Origin of the sequence: Prochlorococcus marinus XMU1408 (assembly GCF_003208055.1) — a bacterium.
Taxonomy (GTDB): Bacteria; Cyanobacteriota; Cyanobacteriia; order PCC-6307; family Cyanobiaceae; genus Prochlorococcus_B; species Prochlorococcus_B marinus_A.
Genome location: NZ_QJUE01000001.1, coordinates 203,429 through 218,353, shown reverse-complemented (window position 1 = coordinate 218,353; position 14,925 = coordinate 203,429). Strand labels below are relative to the sequence as shown.

The following is a 14,925-nucleotide window of genomic DNA, read 5'->3' as shown; positions in this document are numbered from 1 at the left end:
ACACACTAGCTAGGTTTTTTTAAGTAAAAGTACCTACATTTAATTGAAAAAAACTGTATAATGAGTATTGTAATTAGAGGCCGCCGGCAGCAAATTTAATATGCTTGGTTTCCTTGAAAAAGTTGCCGACTACACTAAAGAAGCCGTTAGTGCAGCGAAATATTTAGTTGATGGACTTGGCGTTACATTCGACCACATGCGTCGAAGACCTGTAACGGTTCAATATCCTTACGAAAAGCTAATTCCATCTGAGCGTTACAGAGGAAGGATTCATTATGAGTTTGACAAGTGCATTGCATGCGAGGTTTGCGTAAGGGTATGCCCAATCAATCTGCCAGTCGTTGATTGGGTAATGAATAAAGAAACCAAGAAAAAAGAATTGAGAAATTATTCTATTGACTTTGGTGCATGTATTTTTTGTGGAAATTGCGTTGAATATTGCCCTACAAATTGCTTGTCAATGACAGAAGAATATGAACTGTCTGCATTTGATAGACATAGCCTTAACTACGATAATGTTGCTCTTGGAAGACTACCAACAAGCGTAACTTCAGATCCATCAGTTCGTCCTCTCAGAGAATTACCCTATTTGCCAAAGGGCATAATGGACCCTCATGAATTACCCGCGAACCAACAAAGAGCAGGTAAGCTTCCAAGTCAGATTATAAAAGAACTGCAAGCAGAGAAATCAGAAGAAGAAGGTAATAATAATTCGTCGGATATGGTTCCAAATAAATTAAATTCTACTAACAAATGAATATCGCTTATTCAACAGAATTAATTTGCTTTCTAATTCTTAGTGCCGTCATAGTTTCTGGAAGTTTGGCAGTTGTTTTATTAGAAAATATTGTTTACTCAGCATTTTTATTAGGCGGAGTATTTATGGCTGTAGCAGGTTTATATCTTTTGCTAAATGCTAGTTTTGTCGCTGCAGCTCAAATTCTTGTATATGTAGGAGCTGTAAATGTTTTGATATTATTTGCAATTATGTTAGTTAATAATAAAGAAAAGTTAAAACCAATTAAAGGTCTTAGAACTAGAAAATTGATTTCTGGTGGGGTATGTGGTGGATTATTAATCCTATTATTGCGTGTTAGCATTACCACCAAATGGAACTTACCAGGGCCAGCCTCTATTGGTGAAGAAGCAACAGAAAGAATTGGAGAGCATTTATTTACTGATTACTTATTACCTTTTGAACTTGCTTCAATTTTGTTGTTAATGGCTATGATTGGAGCAATTGTGTTAGCAAGAAGAGATATTACAATTCCTACAAAAGAGAAAATTGATTTAAATAATCAAAACTCCTTAAGTGATAAGAAAATTCCTCTTCTTTCTGAAAATAGTTTAAAATGAATTTAATATGAAATATAAAAATTAACTTACTAAAATGTTAGAAAATTCAGTTGGTCCGGTACCTCTTCAGGCTTATCTTATAGTTGCTGCCTTTCTATTCTGCACAGGTGTATGGGGATTAATAAATAGTAGAAATGCTGTTCGGGTATTAATGAGTATTGAATTAATGTTAAATGCAGTAAATATAAATCTTATGAGTTTTTCATCCTATATAGATGGATCGATAATAAGAGGACAAGTATTTTCAATTTTTGTTATAACTGTAGCGGCAGCCGAGGCTGCTGTTGGTCTAGCAATATTACTTTCATTGTATAGGAATAGAGTTACTATTGATATGGAGAGTTTCAATCTACTTAAATGGTAGATATTATTAATGACATCAAATCTGATCTGGATCTTATATCGATCAGATAGCCATTCTGCATATCATGAAGCCTTAAATTGCAAAAAAATAATTGAAGGTTATGGTAAAAAAGTTCTAATTTTCGAAATAAGCATAGAAACAAATAATTTTAATGAGTTAATTTCAATGTCCGCAGGTTTACCAGAGATAGCTTTAGTATTAGGAGGGGATGGAACTGTTTTAAAAGCAGCAAGACATTTATCTACAATAAATATACCTATTCTGAGTTTTAATGTTGGAGGGAATCTAGGATTTTTGACACATGATCGTCATATTTTAAAGCAAGAGAATTTTTGGGAAAGAGTTTCAAATAATAAGTTCAACATACAAAAAAGAATGATGCTTGAGGCAACAGTATTTACTGAAAAAAGTAATAATGAAAGCAAAATAAAAAGTTCATTTTTCGCTCTGAATGATTTTTATTTTCGCTCTTGTACAGACGAAATAGCACCAACTTGCAGTCTTGAACTTGAAATAGATGGAGAAGCAGTTGACAAATATAAAGGCGATGGTCTTATCTTCTCAACTCCAACAGGCTCTACTGCTTATGGAATGGCCGCAGGGGGTCCAATCATACACCCTTCATTAGACGCCATCATAGTAAGCGCTATATGTCCTATGAGTTTGGCAAGTAGACCAATTGTTGTTCCTCCTGAATCTCAATTAGTTATAAAACCAATAAAAGAAAAAAAGCAAAAAATAAAGTTATGGCTGGATGGATCTAGTGGATGCATAATTGAAGCTAATGACAAATGCTTAATCAAGAAATCTAATCATTCAACATCAATAATTATTTTAGATGAAAATCTTTCTTATTATAAAACAATTACTCAAAAACTTCATTGGGCTAGTAGTCTTAGTGAAAGACATAAATAATTAATTATGGGCATAGAAATCGAAAGAAGATTCTTAGTTAAAAATGATGATTGGAAATCTCAAGTACTAATTATTGAGGATTTTAGCCAAGCCTATTTAAATTCAAATTTAGATGATTGGAATATTAGAGTCAGGATAATAGATAAAAAAAAATCTTATATAACTTTAAAATCTTCTATAAATGGATTAGTAAACTATGAATTTGAATATTCTATTCCTATTAAAGATGCTATAGAATTATTCAACTTATCAAAATATAAAATTACTAAAACTCGTTCTCAAGTAAAAATCAACGGAAAAAATTGGGTAGTTGACTCTTTTGAAGGTTCGAATTCTTCTTTAAAAATTGCTGAAATTGAATTAAATTCTGAATCCGAAGAAATCAACATCCCATTGTGGTGTGGTGACGAGATAACTGGGATTAAATCATTAAGTAATGCTGCCCTAGCAAAAACTTCCATTTCAGAACTTTCAATAAGAGATCGAATGAAAGCTGAAGATCCTTAGCAAAAAGGCGATTCGTCCTTTAGATTGTCTTTATTATTGTCCTGGACTTCGCCACGACATTATTCAGCCTATGCAGGAGGTATGACTTGTATGGTCTTTACGACACAGAAGGGATCCTTCGCTTCACTTGTACTGACAAGGAAGCTTGCATTGCCTATGCAAAGTTATTTAATTTGTCATCCATAGACTTTTCTTTAATGCCCTTATCAGAAGTCAGTGAAGACGATGATAATTAGATCTGCTATGAATCAGCTTCATCTGGTAATGAGCAACAATTAAATCCATCCCGACATATCTTTCCGTGATCCATTGCCCAGTTCAATAAAGCGACTCTATTTTTTGAACCTGTTTTTGTAAACATGTTGCTGACATGATTATCAACAGTTCTTTTGCTTATTGTAAGTTTTTCAGCAATTTCTTGGTTAGTGAGTCCATCTGCAACTAATCCAATAATCTCCATTTCCCTAGCAGAGAGTCCCATATGGGACGAATTAGCGATCTCTCCTGTAAACATTCCCCTCACTCTCAACTCATTAATTAATACTACTTAGATTAGGGCCTTTAATCACCGATAGTAATTATCTAGTAAAAAAGACATGTGAAATCTAAACTTCAAAATCGTCTTGAATCTGGCTTATCAGCTATTACTGCTGAAATAATGCCTCCTAGGGGAGGTAATACAGCTTTAGCTCTTTCCAAAGCCCTCACATTAAATAAACTTGTGCATGGATTTAATGTTACAGACGGCAGCCGAGCAATTATGAGAATGAGCAGCCTAGCCCTGTGCAAGCTGCTTTTAGAGGCAAATCTTGAGCCCGTACTTCAATTATCATGTAGGGATAGAAATCGAATCGCATTACAAGCTGAATTACTAGGTGCGCATGCTTTAGGAATCAAAAATATCCTCTGTTTAACTGGAGATCCTGTACGAGTAGGAGACCAATCTCAAGCCAAATCAGTTCAAGACTTCAACTCGATAGAACTTATTGATCAAGTAACATCACTTAACAAAGGTATAGATCCAGTATCAGGTTTTTTACCTGATGGCCCAACTAATTTGTTTCCTGGTGCAGCGGCAGATCCAAATTGCAGAGGCTTTGATGGTTTAAGAAGAAGAATAGAACTCAAAAAAAATGCAGGTGCAAATTTCCTTCAAACTCAAATGGTTATGGATCCCAAAGTACTTGAGCGTTTTTGCAAAGAAATCACTGAACCCATGAAAATACCTGTTTTAGCAGGCGTTTTTCTACTTAAATCAGCTAAAAATGCTCAATTCATCAATCGAGTAGTACCTGGGGCCTGCATACCCCCATCAATCATCTCAAGACTTGAAAGTTCATCAAATCCCATTAATGAAGGAATATCGATTGCAGGAGAGCAAGTAAAAAGTTTTTTAGAAATCGCTCAAGGTGTTCACCTAATGGCCGTTAAAGCAGAAGAACAAATACCTATGATTTTAGACAAAGCAAATATCAATTATTAGAGCTAATAAGATCTGTTCCTAATAACTCAGCCATTGCTTTCTGTTGAGGTGAAGGTTCACCTAAATCCTGTCTGCGAGCATCAGTTATTAACCAATCTAACGCGGCTTCCTGTAAATCAAAATGATCACCTTCTTTACCAACACAATATCTACCAAAAACTAATTTCTCAACAAGTTGTACACCTGGTCCTATTAGTGAATAATCAAAAATTATTGAATTATCAATCGTTGCTCCTTCACATATACAACAACTGGGACCAATCATAGAAGGACCAATTATGGTGACACCATCTTCTATTCTAGTCATTCCTCCAACATATATAGGCCCTTTTACATTTATTTTATCCCAGTTTGCAGCAACATTTAAACCAGTATAGATTCCTTCTCTTACCTGCTTTCCTGGTATTTCAACCTGACGAACATCTCCTTTTAGAACATTTCTAATTGCTCTCCAATAATCAGGTACCTTTCCAATATCAACCCACTCAAAATCCATTGGCAACGCAAAAAAAGGTGCCCCTTCTTCGACAAGTTTTGGAAATAAATCTGAGCCTATATCAAAAGGTTTTCCAGAGGGAATGTAATCAAAAATTTCAGGCTCAAATAAATAAATTCCTGTATTAATCGTATCTCCTAAGGCATTATCAATAGATGGTTTTTCTTGAAAAGCTTTAACACGATCTTCTTCATCAGTTACAACAACTCCATAACTACTTACTTGGTCTTTAGAAACACGTTTAGTGATCAAACTAGCTAGAGCGCCTTTTTCTTTATGTCGTTTTACTGCTTCAGACAAGTCCAAATCAATTAAGGCATCACCACACAAAACGACAAACGTATCATCAAAAAACTTTTGAAAGTCTTGAATTTTTTTAAGTCCACCAGCAGAACCAAGAGCATCTCCGATTAATTCTCCATCTTCAATACGACCTTCAAAACTATATGCAATTTCGACTCCAAATCTTTGTCCATCTCGAAAATAATTCTCAATTTCTTCAGCCAAATGAGAAACATTAACCATAACCTCAGTAAAACCATGCTCCTTTAATAGTTCCAACAGAAACTCCATTACAGGTTTCTGAAGGATAGGAATCATTGGCTTTGGAATCACATGCGTGATTGGCTGAACTCGGGTTCCCTTCCCAGCTGCCAGTATCATCGCCTTCATAGGCGGTTTAACCGAAGTTATACAAGGCCAACATAGAATGCTGCCTCCACAAAGGGCTAGGCAGCAGCCGGCGAGCCATCTGTCACGTCTAAAGATGCAAGAGGCAGCTGTGCAACCATTCCTGGTTCTAAAAGCCTCTTAAGACTTATCGGAGAAAACAAAGAACCTTTTTGATCAATCTCTACTTTTCCCTGAGAGCATAAAAACAATAAAGCCCAAAAAACACCTACTCTATCGGTATCCAAATCATCTGAGGCAGCATTTTCTTTCCACCTTTCAACTAATAATTCAAAATCAACCCAGTGCAAAGCCTGCTCCCAATTGTTTATGAAAATTGCGAGTGCAGCTGTAGTTTCAGGTAATTTTTCTCTATGAGCTAAAGATGAAACTTGAGCAATAACTTCCCTATCACTTAATTTTCTTTGTCGCAACCTTCTACGATTTTGCAACTCATCATTTTTCAAAGATTCTGCAATTGTTTCAAGCTGGTTGATTAATTCTCCAAGAGTTACTGGCCTTCTAAATGGAGGAGGAGCAACGGGTCTTCTAAATAGATGTTTCTCAGGGCGAAGAGGTAATTGAAAACTATCATCTAGCCAACCCTGCTCGCCTAAATCAAAGCTAGTATCATCTTCATCTTCGAGATCAACTGTAAAAATTTCAGACTCAAGCACCTCAGCCTTCAAACCAACCAAGACAGAAGCAGCTAAAAAAGCCTCACTGCTCTGAGCGAGATCAACCTCAAAACTTCCACCATTTTGACTGAAATGTTGTGAAATTTTTTTTGGAATTTCAATGCGCTGTTTCAGTTGATCCAAAAAACCATCAACAACAGGAATGACATCCACATCCCATGGATCAATATCGCCTCTTTCAGCAGCATCTTGCAAGAGACGAATTGCAAGTCTGGCGCCAGAATCTGCAGCTTGAGTTAAAAGATCAACTGGCAATGAGAACTATGAATCTAAAAGCAAGTTATCTCTTTAAAGCATGTAATGCCAGGTGAAATGATTTTCAATCTAAAAGAGGAGCTTCAAGAGTCCCAATTGATAGATGAGGATTACTAATAATTGTTGATTGATCTTTCCGAACCCTTTCAACCGCTAATAAATCTCTTTTTACCAATCCATCAATAGATGAAATATATGTATCAGTCATGATTTTTGGATAAAGACCAATTCCAATAATTGGAACTAATAGACAAGCAATAATATAAATTTCTCTAGGTTCTGCATCTACTAACTTAGCTTTGGATATTAACTTCGCATTTTCTTTCCCAAAGAAAATTTCTCTTAGCATCGACAACAAATATATTGGTGTCAAAATCACTCCAATTGCTGCTAGTGATGCAATCACCACTCTAAACGGAAGGGTATAAACTTCATCAGTTACAAAACCAACGAAGACCATTAATTCTGAAATAAATCCACTCATACCAGGTAAAGCAAGAGATGCAAAAGCACATGCTGTCCATAGAGCAAACATAATCCTCATATTTTGACCAATACCACCCATCTCATCTAGTTGAAGTGTATGTGTCCTGTCGTAAGTTGCTCCAACTAGAAAAAACAAACTGGCCCCTATTAATCCATGACTGACCATTTGCAACATTGCACCACTAGTTCCTAACGAGCTAAAACTTCCAATACCGATCAAAACGAAACCCATATGACTTATGGAGCTATAAGCAATTTTTCTTTTTAGATTCCGTTGGGCAAATGAAGTTAAAGCTGCATAAATAATATTTACCACTCCAAGAACGATTAATAATGGCGCAAATTGAGCGTGCGCATCAGGCAATAATTGTGCGTTAAATCTAAGAAGGGCATATCCGCCCATCTTTAACAATATTCCTGCCAAAAGCATATGAACTGGAGCAGTGGCTTCGCCATGAGCATCTGGCAACCAAGTATGAAGAGGAACAATAGGAAGTTTGACCCCAAAAGCTATTAGCAAACCTGAATAACAAAGTAATTGAAATCCCCTTCCGAAATTTTGCTGAGCTAAATGGGTATATCCAAAATCTGGAATTCCTCCTTGAAAAAATCCCATTGCGAGTGCCACAAGAAGAATGAATAAAGAGCTGCCAGCTGTGTAGATAATGAATTTGGTCGCTGCATATTGCCTCTTTTTCCCACCCCAAATTGCAAGGAACAAATAAACCGGAAACAACTCCAATTCCCAAGCAAGAAAGAAAAGCATCATATCTTGAACAGCAAATACAGCTATCTGTCCTCCGTCCATAGCGAGGATCAAAAAGAAAAATAATTTTGGTTTATAGCTAACTGGCCATGCCGCTAAAACTGCTAAAGAAGTTATGAAACTTGTAAGCAAGATTAATGGCATTGATAAGCCATCTGCACCAACAGACCAAGTCAATCCAAGATCAGGCAGCCAACTGACTTTTTCATATAACTGCAAGCCTTCTTTACTTGGATCAAAACCTTTGAAATATGCAGCGACAGTGATTAAAAAAGTAATTAAAGAAATTATTAATGCATACCATCTAATTTCTTTTCCTTCGCCTTTATCTGGAATAAATGGAACAATTAATGAGCCAACGATGGGAAACAATATGGATAAACTTAACCAAGGGAAATCTGCCGAGATCGTCTCAGAAGTAAGCATTGTGCCAAGATTCAAACTTGTATTGAGAGCGAATTCCAAGAATAGAAATTAATCACCACTTTTTGAGTTTAGAAATTATGAGATTATTGGCACCCTCTAGATAGGGGATGAAACACACAGCTAAAAAAATTATGTAATTATGCTCCCACAACGCCAAAAAGTGCGACAAGCGCAATTACACCTCCAAAAACAATTAATGCGTAAAACTGAGCTCTTCCTGTCTCAAAATACTTTAGTCCTTCTCCACTACCTAGAGTTAACAAACCAGTCAAATTAACAACCCCATCAACCACTTTGGCATCTACTTCGAGTACTTCCCTAGCCAATTTTCTACTACCTCTTACAAAAATTTTCTCATTTATGTCATCTAGATACCATTTATTCTGAAGGAATGAATTAATTTGAGGGTACTTCTCAGAAATAGACACTCCAAGATCAAGCCTTTTTAAGTAGTAAGTCAAGACCGCTAATAATATTCCTCCAGATGAGATGGCTACTGATGCAATTGCAAGAGGTAAAAATTCTCCCCAACTAAACTTTTCTGCTGCTTCAATAGCCTCCTGATGATCTAATAGGTTTGCAAAGATACTGTGCCAAGGAAGTCCTATAAATCCAATTAGAACCGAAGGGATTGCCAAAACTGCCAAGGGTAATGTCATTGGCCATGCGGATTCATGTATTTTCCCAATTACATGATTTTCATGCTCATCATCTCTTTCTTTGCCTGCTAATGAAAGCAAAGAAAGCTGCATCTCTTGATTTTCCCCTCGAAAATCCCCCTCAAAAGTCAGAAAATAAAGTCTAAACATATAAAAGGCTGTCATTCCCGCAGTTAAAAAACCAATAAACCAAAGTATTGGAAAACTGTTAAAAGCTTGACCGAGAATTTCATCTTTACTCCAAAAACCTGCAAGGGGTGGGATACCACTTATGGCAATACAACCAATGAAAAAAGTTGTAGCCGTAATAGGCATTTTCTTACGTAAGCCCCCCATTAATCTCATGTCTTGAGCAAGAATAGGTTCATGCCCCACAACATCCTCCATAGCATGAATAACTGAACCAGAGCCAAGGAATAACATAGCCTTAAAACAGGCATGAGTGACAAGATGGAACATCCCTGCGACTGGTGCTCCACATCCCATTGCAAGCATCATGTATCCAAGTTGAGAGACTGTGCTGTATGCCAATCCTTTTTTCAAATCCATTTGTGTCAGTGCTATTGAAGCTCCTAAAAAACAAGTAACTGTTCCAATAATTGCAATGAATAAACCAACAAAAGGAAATTGGCTAAACAAAGGATCAAGTCTTGCTACTAAAAAAACACCTGCTGCAACCATTGTCGCGGCATGAATTAGAGCAGATATTGGAGTTGGACCTTCCATTGCATCAGGTAGCCAGACATGCAAAGGGAATTGTGCTGACTTTGCCATTGGTCCCATAAAAACGAGAATACAAAGAGTCAAAGCCGCCCATATTGGTACTGACCCAGAACTAACTGAATCTGATAAACCCTCCGCTATTCCATGAAAATCAAAACTACCAGTTGCCCAAAACAGACCCAAAATCCCTAGCAATAATCCAAAATCACCTACTCTATTTACTACAAAAGCCTTTTGAGCTGCATGAGCAGCGCCATCTCTGTCGTACCAAAAACCAACTAATAAATATGAACACATACCAACTAATTCCCAAAAAACATATATTTCTAACAAATTTGGACTAACTATTAGCCCCAGCATTGAGCTACTGAATAGGGCTAGATAAGTAAAAAAGCGAACATACCCAGGGTCATGTTCCATATACCCATGGGAATAAATCATTACTAAGAAAGCAATCGTAGTAACAAGTGCAAGCATTACTGCAGCTAAGGGGTCAATCACATATCCCATAGGCAACTCAAAAGAACCCGCACTTGCCCATATGAACAAGTGTTCTACAGGAGGCCGTCCTGAAAGCTGCTCTGCTAAAACTGCATAGCTTACAAATGCTGAAGCACCTACTGAAGATAGAAGAGTTATTGCGACGGGTTTTCTTGAACGATTAAAAAGATCGTTAAAACTAATTAATCCCAAACCAATCAATACTGCCCCGCAGAGAGGAAGAAGTGGAATTAACCAAGCAAAATCGGCAGCCGAATGCATCCAGTTAAAACATATTAAAAAGAGTTTAGGCAATTCTTGCTAGTAATTCAGTTAAATCAAAAGAGAGAAATCTCTGCGCCCCAACAGAAATAAATTTATGGGACCACCAGAAAAAAAACACTGCAATGAGAATGCCCATTTGAGAGGGTCTAAGAAATTCTTTTATTTGTAATTTTTGTCGTCCATCCAACACAGCCAAGAATGGAACAACTGAGGTTTTTTTCTTAACATCCTCAAATTCTTTTCCAAATTTGATGCTAAGTCTCCTATCTCCATGCCAAATAGCAAATAAATGATGCGCAATTAATCCCAAACAGGTTACGAGAGTAAAACTTGTGCCTATCCATAGTAAATGTGCAAAGCACCAAATAATTTGACCAATTGCCTGCGGATGGCGAGTGACCCTAATAATTCCTGAGGCATAAAGTCTTACTTTGGGCTTCAGGACTGCGGGAATTTCTAATAGGTTGTAGGTGGCTGGATATAAAAAGAGAAAGCTGATTGCACTCAAAATCCAAATCAAAGGAATTAGTTCACTTACCCCTTGAAAATTCCAAAATCTAACTCCATCGTAACGATGAGCAATAAAAAAACCAATTAAAATAAAAGCCGAGGGGATACTTGCAAAGGCAAAAATCAACCTCCATGCTCTTGCACCAATTACACTTTCAGCTTTTTCCCTTAAAGCTGCTCCACCACTATGAATAACGGCAAAACTAAATAAAAGTAATATCATTATAAAACTGGAACTATGGGTATCTAAAAATGTCATTAGCTCAAGAAAAAGCGTCTTAAAAAATTATTAGATCCATACCGGATCAACAGTTGGAGTTGTTTTTCCCTACATTTTATTTTAATAACCGCCATGAAGACCTGCCACCATGGCCGAGATTCCATTCACTCTTGACCAACTAAGAATCCTCAAAGCGATTGTTGATGAGGGAAGTTTCAAAAAGGCTGCTGATAGTCTCTTTGTCACTCAACCTGCTGTGAGTTTGCAAGTACAAAACCTAGAAAAACAACTTGAAATTGCAATATTCGATAGAGGAGGCAGAAAAGCTCAATTAACTGAAGCAGGAAAACTTCTTTTAAATTACTGTGAAAAAATTTTAGGAGAGTGCCAAGAAACTTGCAAAGCCATAGAAGATTTAAATAATCTCAAAGGGGGTTCTCTCATTATTGGAGCAAGCCAAACTACTGGAACCTATTTGATGCCAAGGATGATTGGGCTTTTCCGACAAAAATATCCAGAAGTTTCAGTTCAACTTCAAATTCATAGCACCAGAAGAACAGGATGGAGCGTAGCAAATGGACAGATCGATATAGCTATTATTGGAGGCCAACTTCCATTAGAGTTAAACGAATCATTAGAAGTCATTCCTTTTGCGACTGACGAATTAGCTCTTGTTTTACCTACTAATCATCAATTAGCAAAGTCAAAAGAACTCAAAAAAGAAGATTTGTATAGCCTAGGTTTTATAACATTAGATCCTCAATCGACCACAAGAAAAGTAGTGGATCAACTCCTATCTTCTTCAGGGTTAGACGTACAGAGATTAAATATTGAAATGGAATTAAATTCTTTTGAAGCCATCAAGAATGCAGTTCAATCTAATCTAGGAGCAGCTTTTCTACCAGTGGTATCAATTGAAAGAGAACTTTCAGGAGGAAGTATTCACAGACCAACTGTCGCAGATCTAGTAGTTAAAAGAGAGCTAAAAGTAATCACAAATCCCGGAAGGTATTCATCTAGAGCTGCTGAAGCATTTATCCAAGATATTTTACCCTTATTTGCAAGTCCGGTTTCACCACTTGTTAATATAAAAAATTAAAATTGTATAGCCTCTTTATTGATACCAACAGCATCTTCTTCAGCACCTTTAATTATAAATTTATTTTCATTAACATCTGCTTGATAAACACAACGTACAATTGGCTGATCTCGAATTGAACCTATGTAAGCAAAAGTATTCATTCTTTGTTTACACTCTCTTACATCTTCATTGTTTATAGCTCCTTGCTTTTGTAAAACAGTCCAATTTTCTCTTCTAATCACACATCCTGGTTGAAGAGCTGGTTGAGTTACAAAACTAGTAGAAGGATTTAGGGTGGTATACATCTCAATATCTATAACAAAAGCACTTGCACCGTATTGTCTACAAAAATCTGGATCTGGAACTGCCATATCTAACTGTTGCTGACTTGCAATATTTCCTTGTCCACCTGAGGTAGTACTTGTAATCAGGCTACCAATACCAACTCCAATCACCAAAACCCCAGCCAAAATTGCAATTGAATTAGAATTAATTTTTATACCTCCACCTCCACCTCCATTTGGTGGACCTGATGAATTAAATCGACTTCCTCTTGATTCATATTGATTTCTTACATTTGAATCTCTTCTAGAATTAAATCTATTTCCTTCTTGTCTTCTAGCAAGATCTGATCTTCTACGAGATGAGGGTCTCCGATTGTAAGGGTCTTGATTCATAATAATTCTTGCGTCCGTGGTAATCCCATGGAGTAATTCATTACTCTACTATTGGGGTTATAACTAAGTTCTCCATCTTTAAGCAACTTCCGAATAAAGTCTTCAAGCAAAGATCCAATTTTTCTTAAACTGTAATCGCTCAATTCATTATCAGCCTGTGAATCAACTAATTCACGAAAATAATCTTGCACTTTTTTTATAGATTGATCACTCCAAATAAATTCATTATCAGGATCGATATCTAAAGTTAAATGTCCATCATCCAAAATTAAATCATTATTTTTGAGTACTGCTGTAAATATTCTTACGTGACGGGTTGTGCATTTGAGAATGGTATCGCTCATGAATTTAAAACAACAAACCGAAATTTATACTGCAAATTTAACGACCTTAGCCCTAGTTGGGTTGGGTTAATCACTAAAGTTGTTAAATACTCTTTTATTTAAGTATGCGTGTAGCAATTGCTGGAGCTGGACTTGCTGGACTTTCATGTGCAAAATACTTAGCCGATGCAGGTCATACACCATTCGTTTATGAGGCAAGAAACGTACTTGGTGGAAAAGTTGCTGCCTGGAAAGATGAGGATGGAGATTGGTACGAAACTGGATTGCATATCTTTTTTGGAGCATATCCAAACATGCTTCAGCTTTTTAAAGAATTGAATATTGAAGATCGACTCCAATGGAAAAGCCATTCAATGATTTTCAACCAACCAGAAATTCCAGGGACTTATAGCCGTTTTGATTTCCCTGATCTTCCTGCTCCAATAAACGGAGTGGCAGCTATTTTAAGCAATAACGACATGCTGAGTTGGCCAGAAAAAATTTCGTTTGGACTAGGGCTTATACCCGCTATGTTACGTGGACAGAATTATGTAGAAGATTGTGATAAGTACTCTTGGACGGAATGGTTAAAAAAACAGAATATTCCAGAAAGAGTAAATGATGAAGTTTTTATAGCAATGAGTAAAGCCCTTAATTTTATAGGTCCTGATGAAATATCTTCAACCGTGTTGCTCACAGCATTAAACCGCTTCTTACAAGAAAAAAATGGGTCAAAAATGGCATTCCTTGATGGAGCCCCACCAGAAAGGCTTTGTCAGCCAATGGTTGATCACATAAGAGCCGCAGGAGGAGACGTATTTTTGAACAGTCCACTTAGAAAAATCAATTTAAATGAAGATGGAAGTGTTGAAAATTTCTTAATAGGCAGTGCCAAAGAATCAAATGGGAAAGAAATTGAAGCCGACGCATATGTAAGCGCAATGCCAGTAGATATTTTTAAAACAATTTTGCCTAGTAAATGGGCCTCTAAAGATATATTTCGAAAACTTGAAGGACTCAAGGGAGTTCCAGTTATTAACATTCATCTTTGGTTCGATCGAAAACTTACCGATATTGACCACTTATTGTTCAGCAGATCACCACTACTAAGTGTTTACGCTGACATGAGCATAACCTGCAAAGAATACGAAGATCCAAATCGTTCGATGCTTGAATTAGTTTTTGCTCCTGCCAAAGACTGGATTAGTCGAAAAGATGAAGAGATCATTGATGCCACAATGAAAGAATTGATTAAACTTTTTCCCATGCATTTTTCAGGAGAAAATCAAGCCAAATTACGAAAATATAAAGTAATAAAAACTCCACAATCGGTCTATAAAGCTGTACCAGGGTGCCAAGATTTAAGACCTGATCAAAAGACTCCCATTAGAAACTTTTTCTTAACCGGTGATTACACAATGCAGCGCTATTTAGCTTCCATGGAAGGTGCAGTTTTAAGTGGAAAGCTATGCGCATCAAAGATCCAAACATCAACTGACATAAGTTCTTCCAAGTCTTAATGTATAAACAATCTTTTTCAGAACTG

General features: G+C 36.6%; 16 protein-coding genes. 8 read left to right on the top strand and 8 right to left on the bottom strand.

The annotated features are described in order from the left end of the window. Positions 1-100: 100 nt before the first annotated feature. Genes ndhI through DNJ73_RS01105 form a run of 5 tightly spaced genes read left to right on the top strand, consistent with a single transcriptional unit; the run spans position 101 to position 3,142 of the window. Entirely contained in the window at positions 101-757 is a 657-nt protein-coding gene (ndhI, locus tag DNJ73_RS01125; protein ID WP_110859763.1) for an NAD(P)H-quinone oxidoreductase subunit I, read from the top strand. Beyond that, complete coding sequence (locus tag DNJ73_RS01120; RefSeq protein ID WP_158465886.1) at positions 754-1,356, top strand: NADH-quinone oxidoreductase subunit J; 603 nt, start codon at positions 754-756, stop codon at positions 1,354-1,356. The genes ndhI and DNJ73_RS01120 overlap by 4 nt, the downstream gene beginning before the upstream one ends. A gap of 34 nt (positions 1,357-1,390) precedes the next feature. Next, positions 1,391-1,720 carry an NADH-quinone oxidoreductase subunit NuoK gene (gene nuoK / locus DNJ73_RS01115; RefSeq protein WP_158465885.1) on the top strand — a complete coding sequence of 110 codons (330 nt, stop codon included), beginning with the start codon at positions 1,391-1,393 and terminating at the stop codon, positions 1,718-1,720. 9 nt (positions 1,721-1,729) lie between these two features. After that, positions 1,730-2,635, top strand: coding sequence for an NAD(+) kinase (locus DNJ73_RS01110; protein WP_158465884.1), 906 nt, complete (start codon positions 1,730-1,732; stop codon positions 2,633-2,635). 6 nt (positions 2,636-2,641) lie between these two features. Beyond that, positions 2,642-3,142, top strand: coding sequence for a CYTH domain-containing protein (locus DNJ73_RS01105; RefSeq protein WP_158465883.1), 501 nt, complete (start codon positions 2,642-2,644; stop codon positions 3,140-3,142). A 241-nt stretch (positions 3,143-3,383) separates the two neighbouring features. On the opposite strand, the gene DNJ73_RS01100 is transcribed toward DNJ73_RS01105, so the two are convergent. After that, the gene (locus tag DNJ73_RS01100) at positions 3,384-3,656 is read right to left on the bottom strand and encodes a helix-turn-helix domain-containing protein (RefSeq protein WP_158465882.1); all 273 of its coding nucleotides are present in this window, start codon (positions 3,654-3,656) and stop codon (positions 3,384-3,386) included. Positions 3,657-3,740: 84 nt separating this feature from the next. Here DNJ73_RS01100 and DNJ73_RS01095 point away from each other — a divergent pair, with 84 nt between their 5' ends. Beyond that, positions 3,741-4,625 (top strand): methylenetetrahydrofolate reductase, encoded by an 885-nt coding sequence (locus tag DNJ73_RS01095; RefSeq protein ID WP_158465881.1) that lies wholly within the window; start codon positions 3,741-3,743, stop codon positions 4,623-4,625. On the opposite strand, the gene DNJ73_RS01090 is transcribed toward DNJ73_RS01095, so the two are convergent. From DNJ73_RS01090 to DNJ73_RS01070, 5 genes are all read right to left on the bottom strand, one after another. Next, the gene (locus tag DNJ73_RS01090; RefSeq protein ID WP_187152520.1) at positions 4,615-5,793 is read right to left on the bottom strand and encodes an NDP-sugar synthase; all 1,179 of its coding nucleotides are present in this window, start codon (positions 5,791-5,793) and stop codon (positions 4,615-4,617) included. The genes DNJ73_RS01095 and DNJ73_RS01090 overlap by 11 nt on opposite strands. Before the next feature lie 56 nt (positions 5,794-5,849). Next, positions 5,850-6,743, bottom strand: coding sequence for a segregation/condensation protein A (locus tag DNJ73_RS01085; RefSeq protein WP_158465879.1), 894 nt, complete (start codon positions 6,741-6,743; stop codon positions 5,850-5,852). A 64-nt stretch (positions 6,744-6,807) separates the two neighbouring features. Beyond that, complete coding sequence (locus DNJ73_RS01080; protein WP_158465958.1) at positions 6,808-8,421, bottom strand: NAD(P)H-quinone oxidoreductase subunit 4; 1,614 nt, start codon at positions 8,419-8,421, stop codon at positions 6,808-6,810. 137 nt (positions 8,422-8,558) lie between these two features. Continuing rightward, the gene (locus tag DNJ73_RS01075; protein ID WP_158465878.1) at positions 8,559-10,565 is read right to left on the bottom strand and encodes an NAD(P)H-quinone oxidoreductase subunit 5; all 2,007 of its coding nucleotides are present in this window, start codon (positions 10,563-10,565) and stop codon (positions 8,559-8,561) included. Between the two features lie 25 nt (positions 10,566-10,590). Beyond that, complete coding sequence (locus DNJ73_RS01070; RefSeq protein ID WP_158465877.1) at positions 10,591-11,337, bottom strand: NnrU family protein; 747 nt, start codon at positions 11,335-11,337, stop codon at positions 10,591-10,593. 109 nt (positions 11,338-11,446) lie between these two features. Between DNJ73_RS01070 and DNJ73_RS01065 the strand changes: the two genes are divergently transcribed. Further along, positions 11,447-12,397, top strand: coding sequence for a LysR family transcriptional regulator (locus tag DNJ73_RS01065; RefSeq protein WP_158465876.1), 951 nt, complete (start codon positions 11,447-11,449; stop codon positions 12,395-12,397). Here the strand turns inward: DNJ73_RS01065 and DNJ73_RS01060 are convergent. Both DNJ73_RS01060 and DNJ73_RS01055 read right to left on the bottom strand, forming a co-directional pair. After that, positions 12,394-13,056 (bottom strand): DUF3172 domain-containing protein, encoded by a 663-nt coding sequence (locus DNJ73_RS01060; RefSeq protein ID WP_158465875.1) that lies wholly within the window; start codon positions 13,054-13,056, stop codon positions 12,394-12,396. The genes DNJ73_RS01065 and DNJ73_RS01060 overlap by 4 nt on opposite strands. After that, complete coding sequence (locus DNJ73_RS01055; RefSeq protein ID WP_158465874.1) at positions 13,053-13,400, bottom strand: NAD(P)H-quinone oxidoreductase subunit M; 348 nt, start codon at positions 13,398-13,400, stop codon at positions 13,053-13,055. The genes DNJ73_RS01060 and DNJ73_RS01055 overlap by 4 nt, the downstream gene beginning before the upstream one ends. A 104-nt stretch (positions 13,401-13,504) precedes the next feature. Here DNJ73_RS01055 and pds point away from each other — a divergent pair, with 104 nt between their 5' ends. Continuing rightward, positions 13,505-14,899: a 15-cis-phytoene desaturase gene (pds, locus tag DNJ73_RS01050; RefSeq protein ID WP_158465873.1), complete on the top strand. Its 1,395-nt coding sequence runs from the start codon at positions 13,505-13,507 to the stop codon at positions 14,897-14,899. Positions 14,900-14,925 lie beyond the last annotated feature (26 nt).

Bases quoted from the DNA above. Each gene is read 5' to 3' on its own strand.
- pds (WP_158465873.1), top strand. From the start codon at position 13,505: ATGCGTGTAGCAATTGCTGGAGCTGGACTTGCTGGACTTTCATGTGCA.
- ndhI (WP_110859763.1), top strand. From the start codon at position 101: ATGCTTGGTTTCCTTGAAAAAGTTGCCGACTACACTAAAGAAGCCGTT.
- DNJ73_RS01120 (WP_158465886.1), top strand. From the start codon at position 754: ATGAATATCGCTTATTCAACAGAATTAATTTGCTTTCTAATTCTTAGT.
- DNJ73_RS01105 (WP_158465883.1), top strand. From the start codon at position 2,642: ATGGGCATAGAAATCGAAAGAAGATTCTTAGTTAAAAATGATGATTGG.
- DNJ73_RS01110 (WP_158465884.1), top strand. From the start codon at position 1,730: ATGACATCAAATCTGATCTGGATCTTATATCGATCAGATAGCCATTCT.
- DNJ73_RS01080 (WP_158465958.1), bottom strand. From the start codon at position 8,421: ATGCTTACTTCTGAGACGATCTCGGCAGATTTCCCTTGGTTAAGTTTA.
- DNJ73_RS01070 (WP_158465877.1), bottom strand. From the start codon at position 11,337: ATGACATTTTTAGATACCCATAGTTCCAGTTTTATAATGATATTACTT.
- nuoK (WP_158465885.1), top strand. From the start codon at position 1,391: ATGTTAGAAAATTCAGTTGGTCCGGTACCTCTTCAGGCTTATCTTATA.
- DNJ73_RS01090 (WP_187152520.1), bottom strand. From the start codon at position 5,793: ATGAAGGCGATGATACTGGCAGCTGGGAAGGGAACCCGAGTTCAGCCA.
- DNJ73_RS01055 (WP_158465874.1), bottom strand. From the start codon at position 13,400: ATGAGCGATACCATTCTCAAATGCACAACCCGTCACGTAAGAATATTT.
- DNJ73_RS01065 (WP_158465876.1), top strand. From the start codon at position 11,447: ATGGCCGAGATTCCATTCACTCTTGACCAACTAAGAATCCTCAAAGCG.
- DNJ73_RS01060 (WP_158465875.1), bottom strand. From the start codon at position 13,056: ATGAATCAAGACCCTTACAATCGGAGACCCTCATCTCGTAGAAGATCA.
- DNJ73_RS01100 (WP_158465882.1), bottom strand. From the start codon at position 3,656: ATGTTTACAGGAGAGATCGCTAATTCGTCCCATATGGGACTCTCTGCT.
- DNJ73_RS01075 (WP_158465878.1), bottom strand. From the start codon at position 10,565: ATGCATTCGGCTGCCGATTTTGCTTGGTTAATTCCACTTCTTCCTCTC.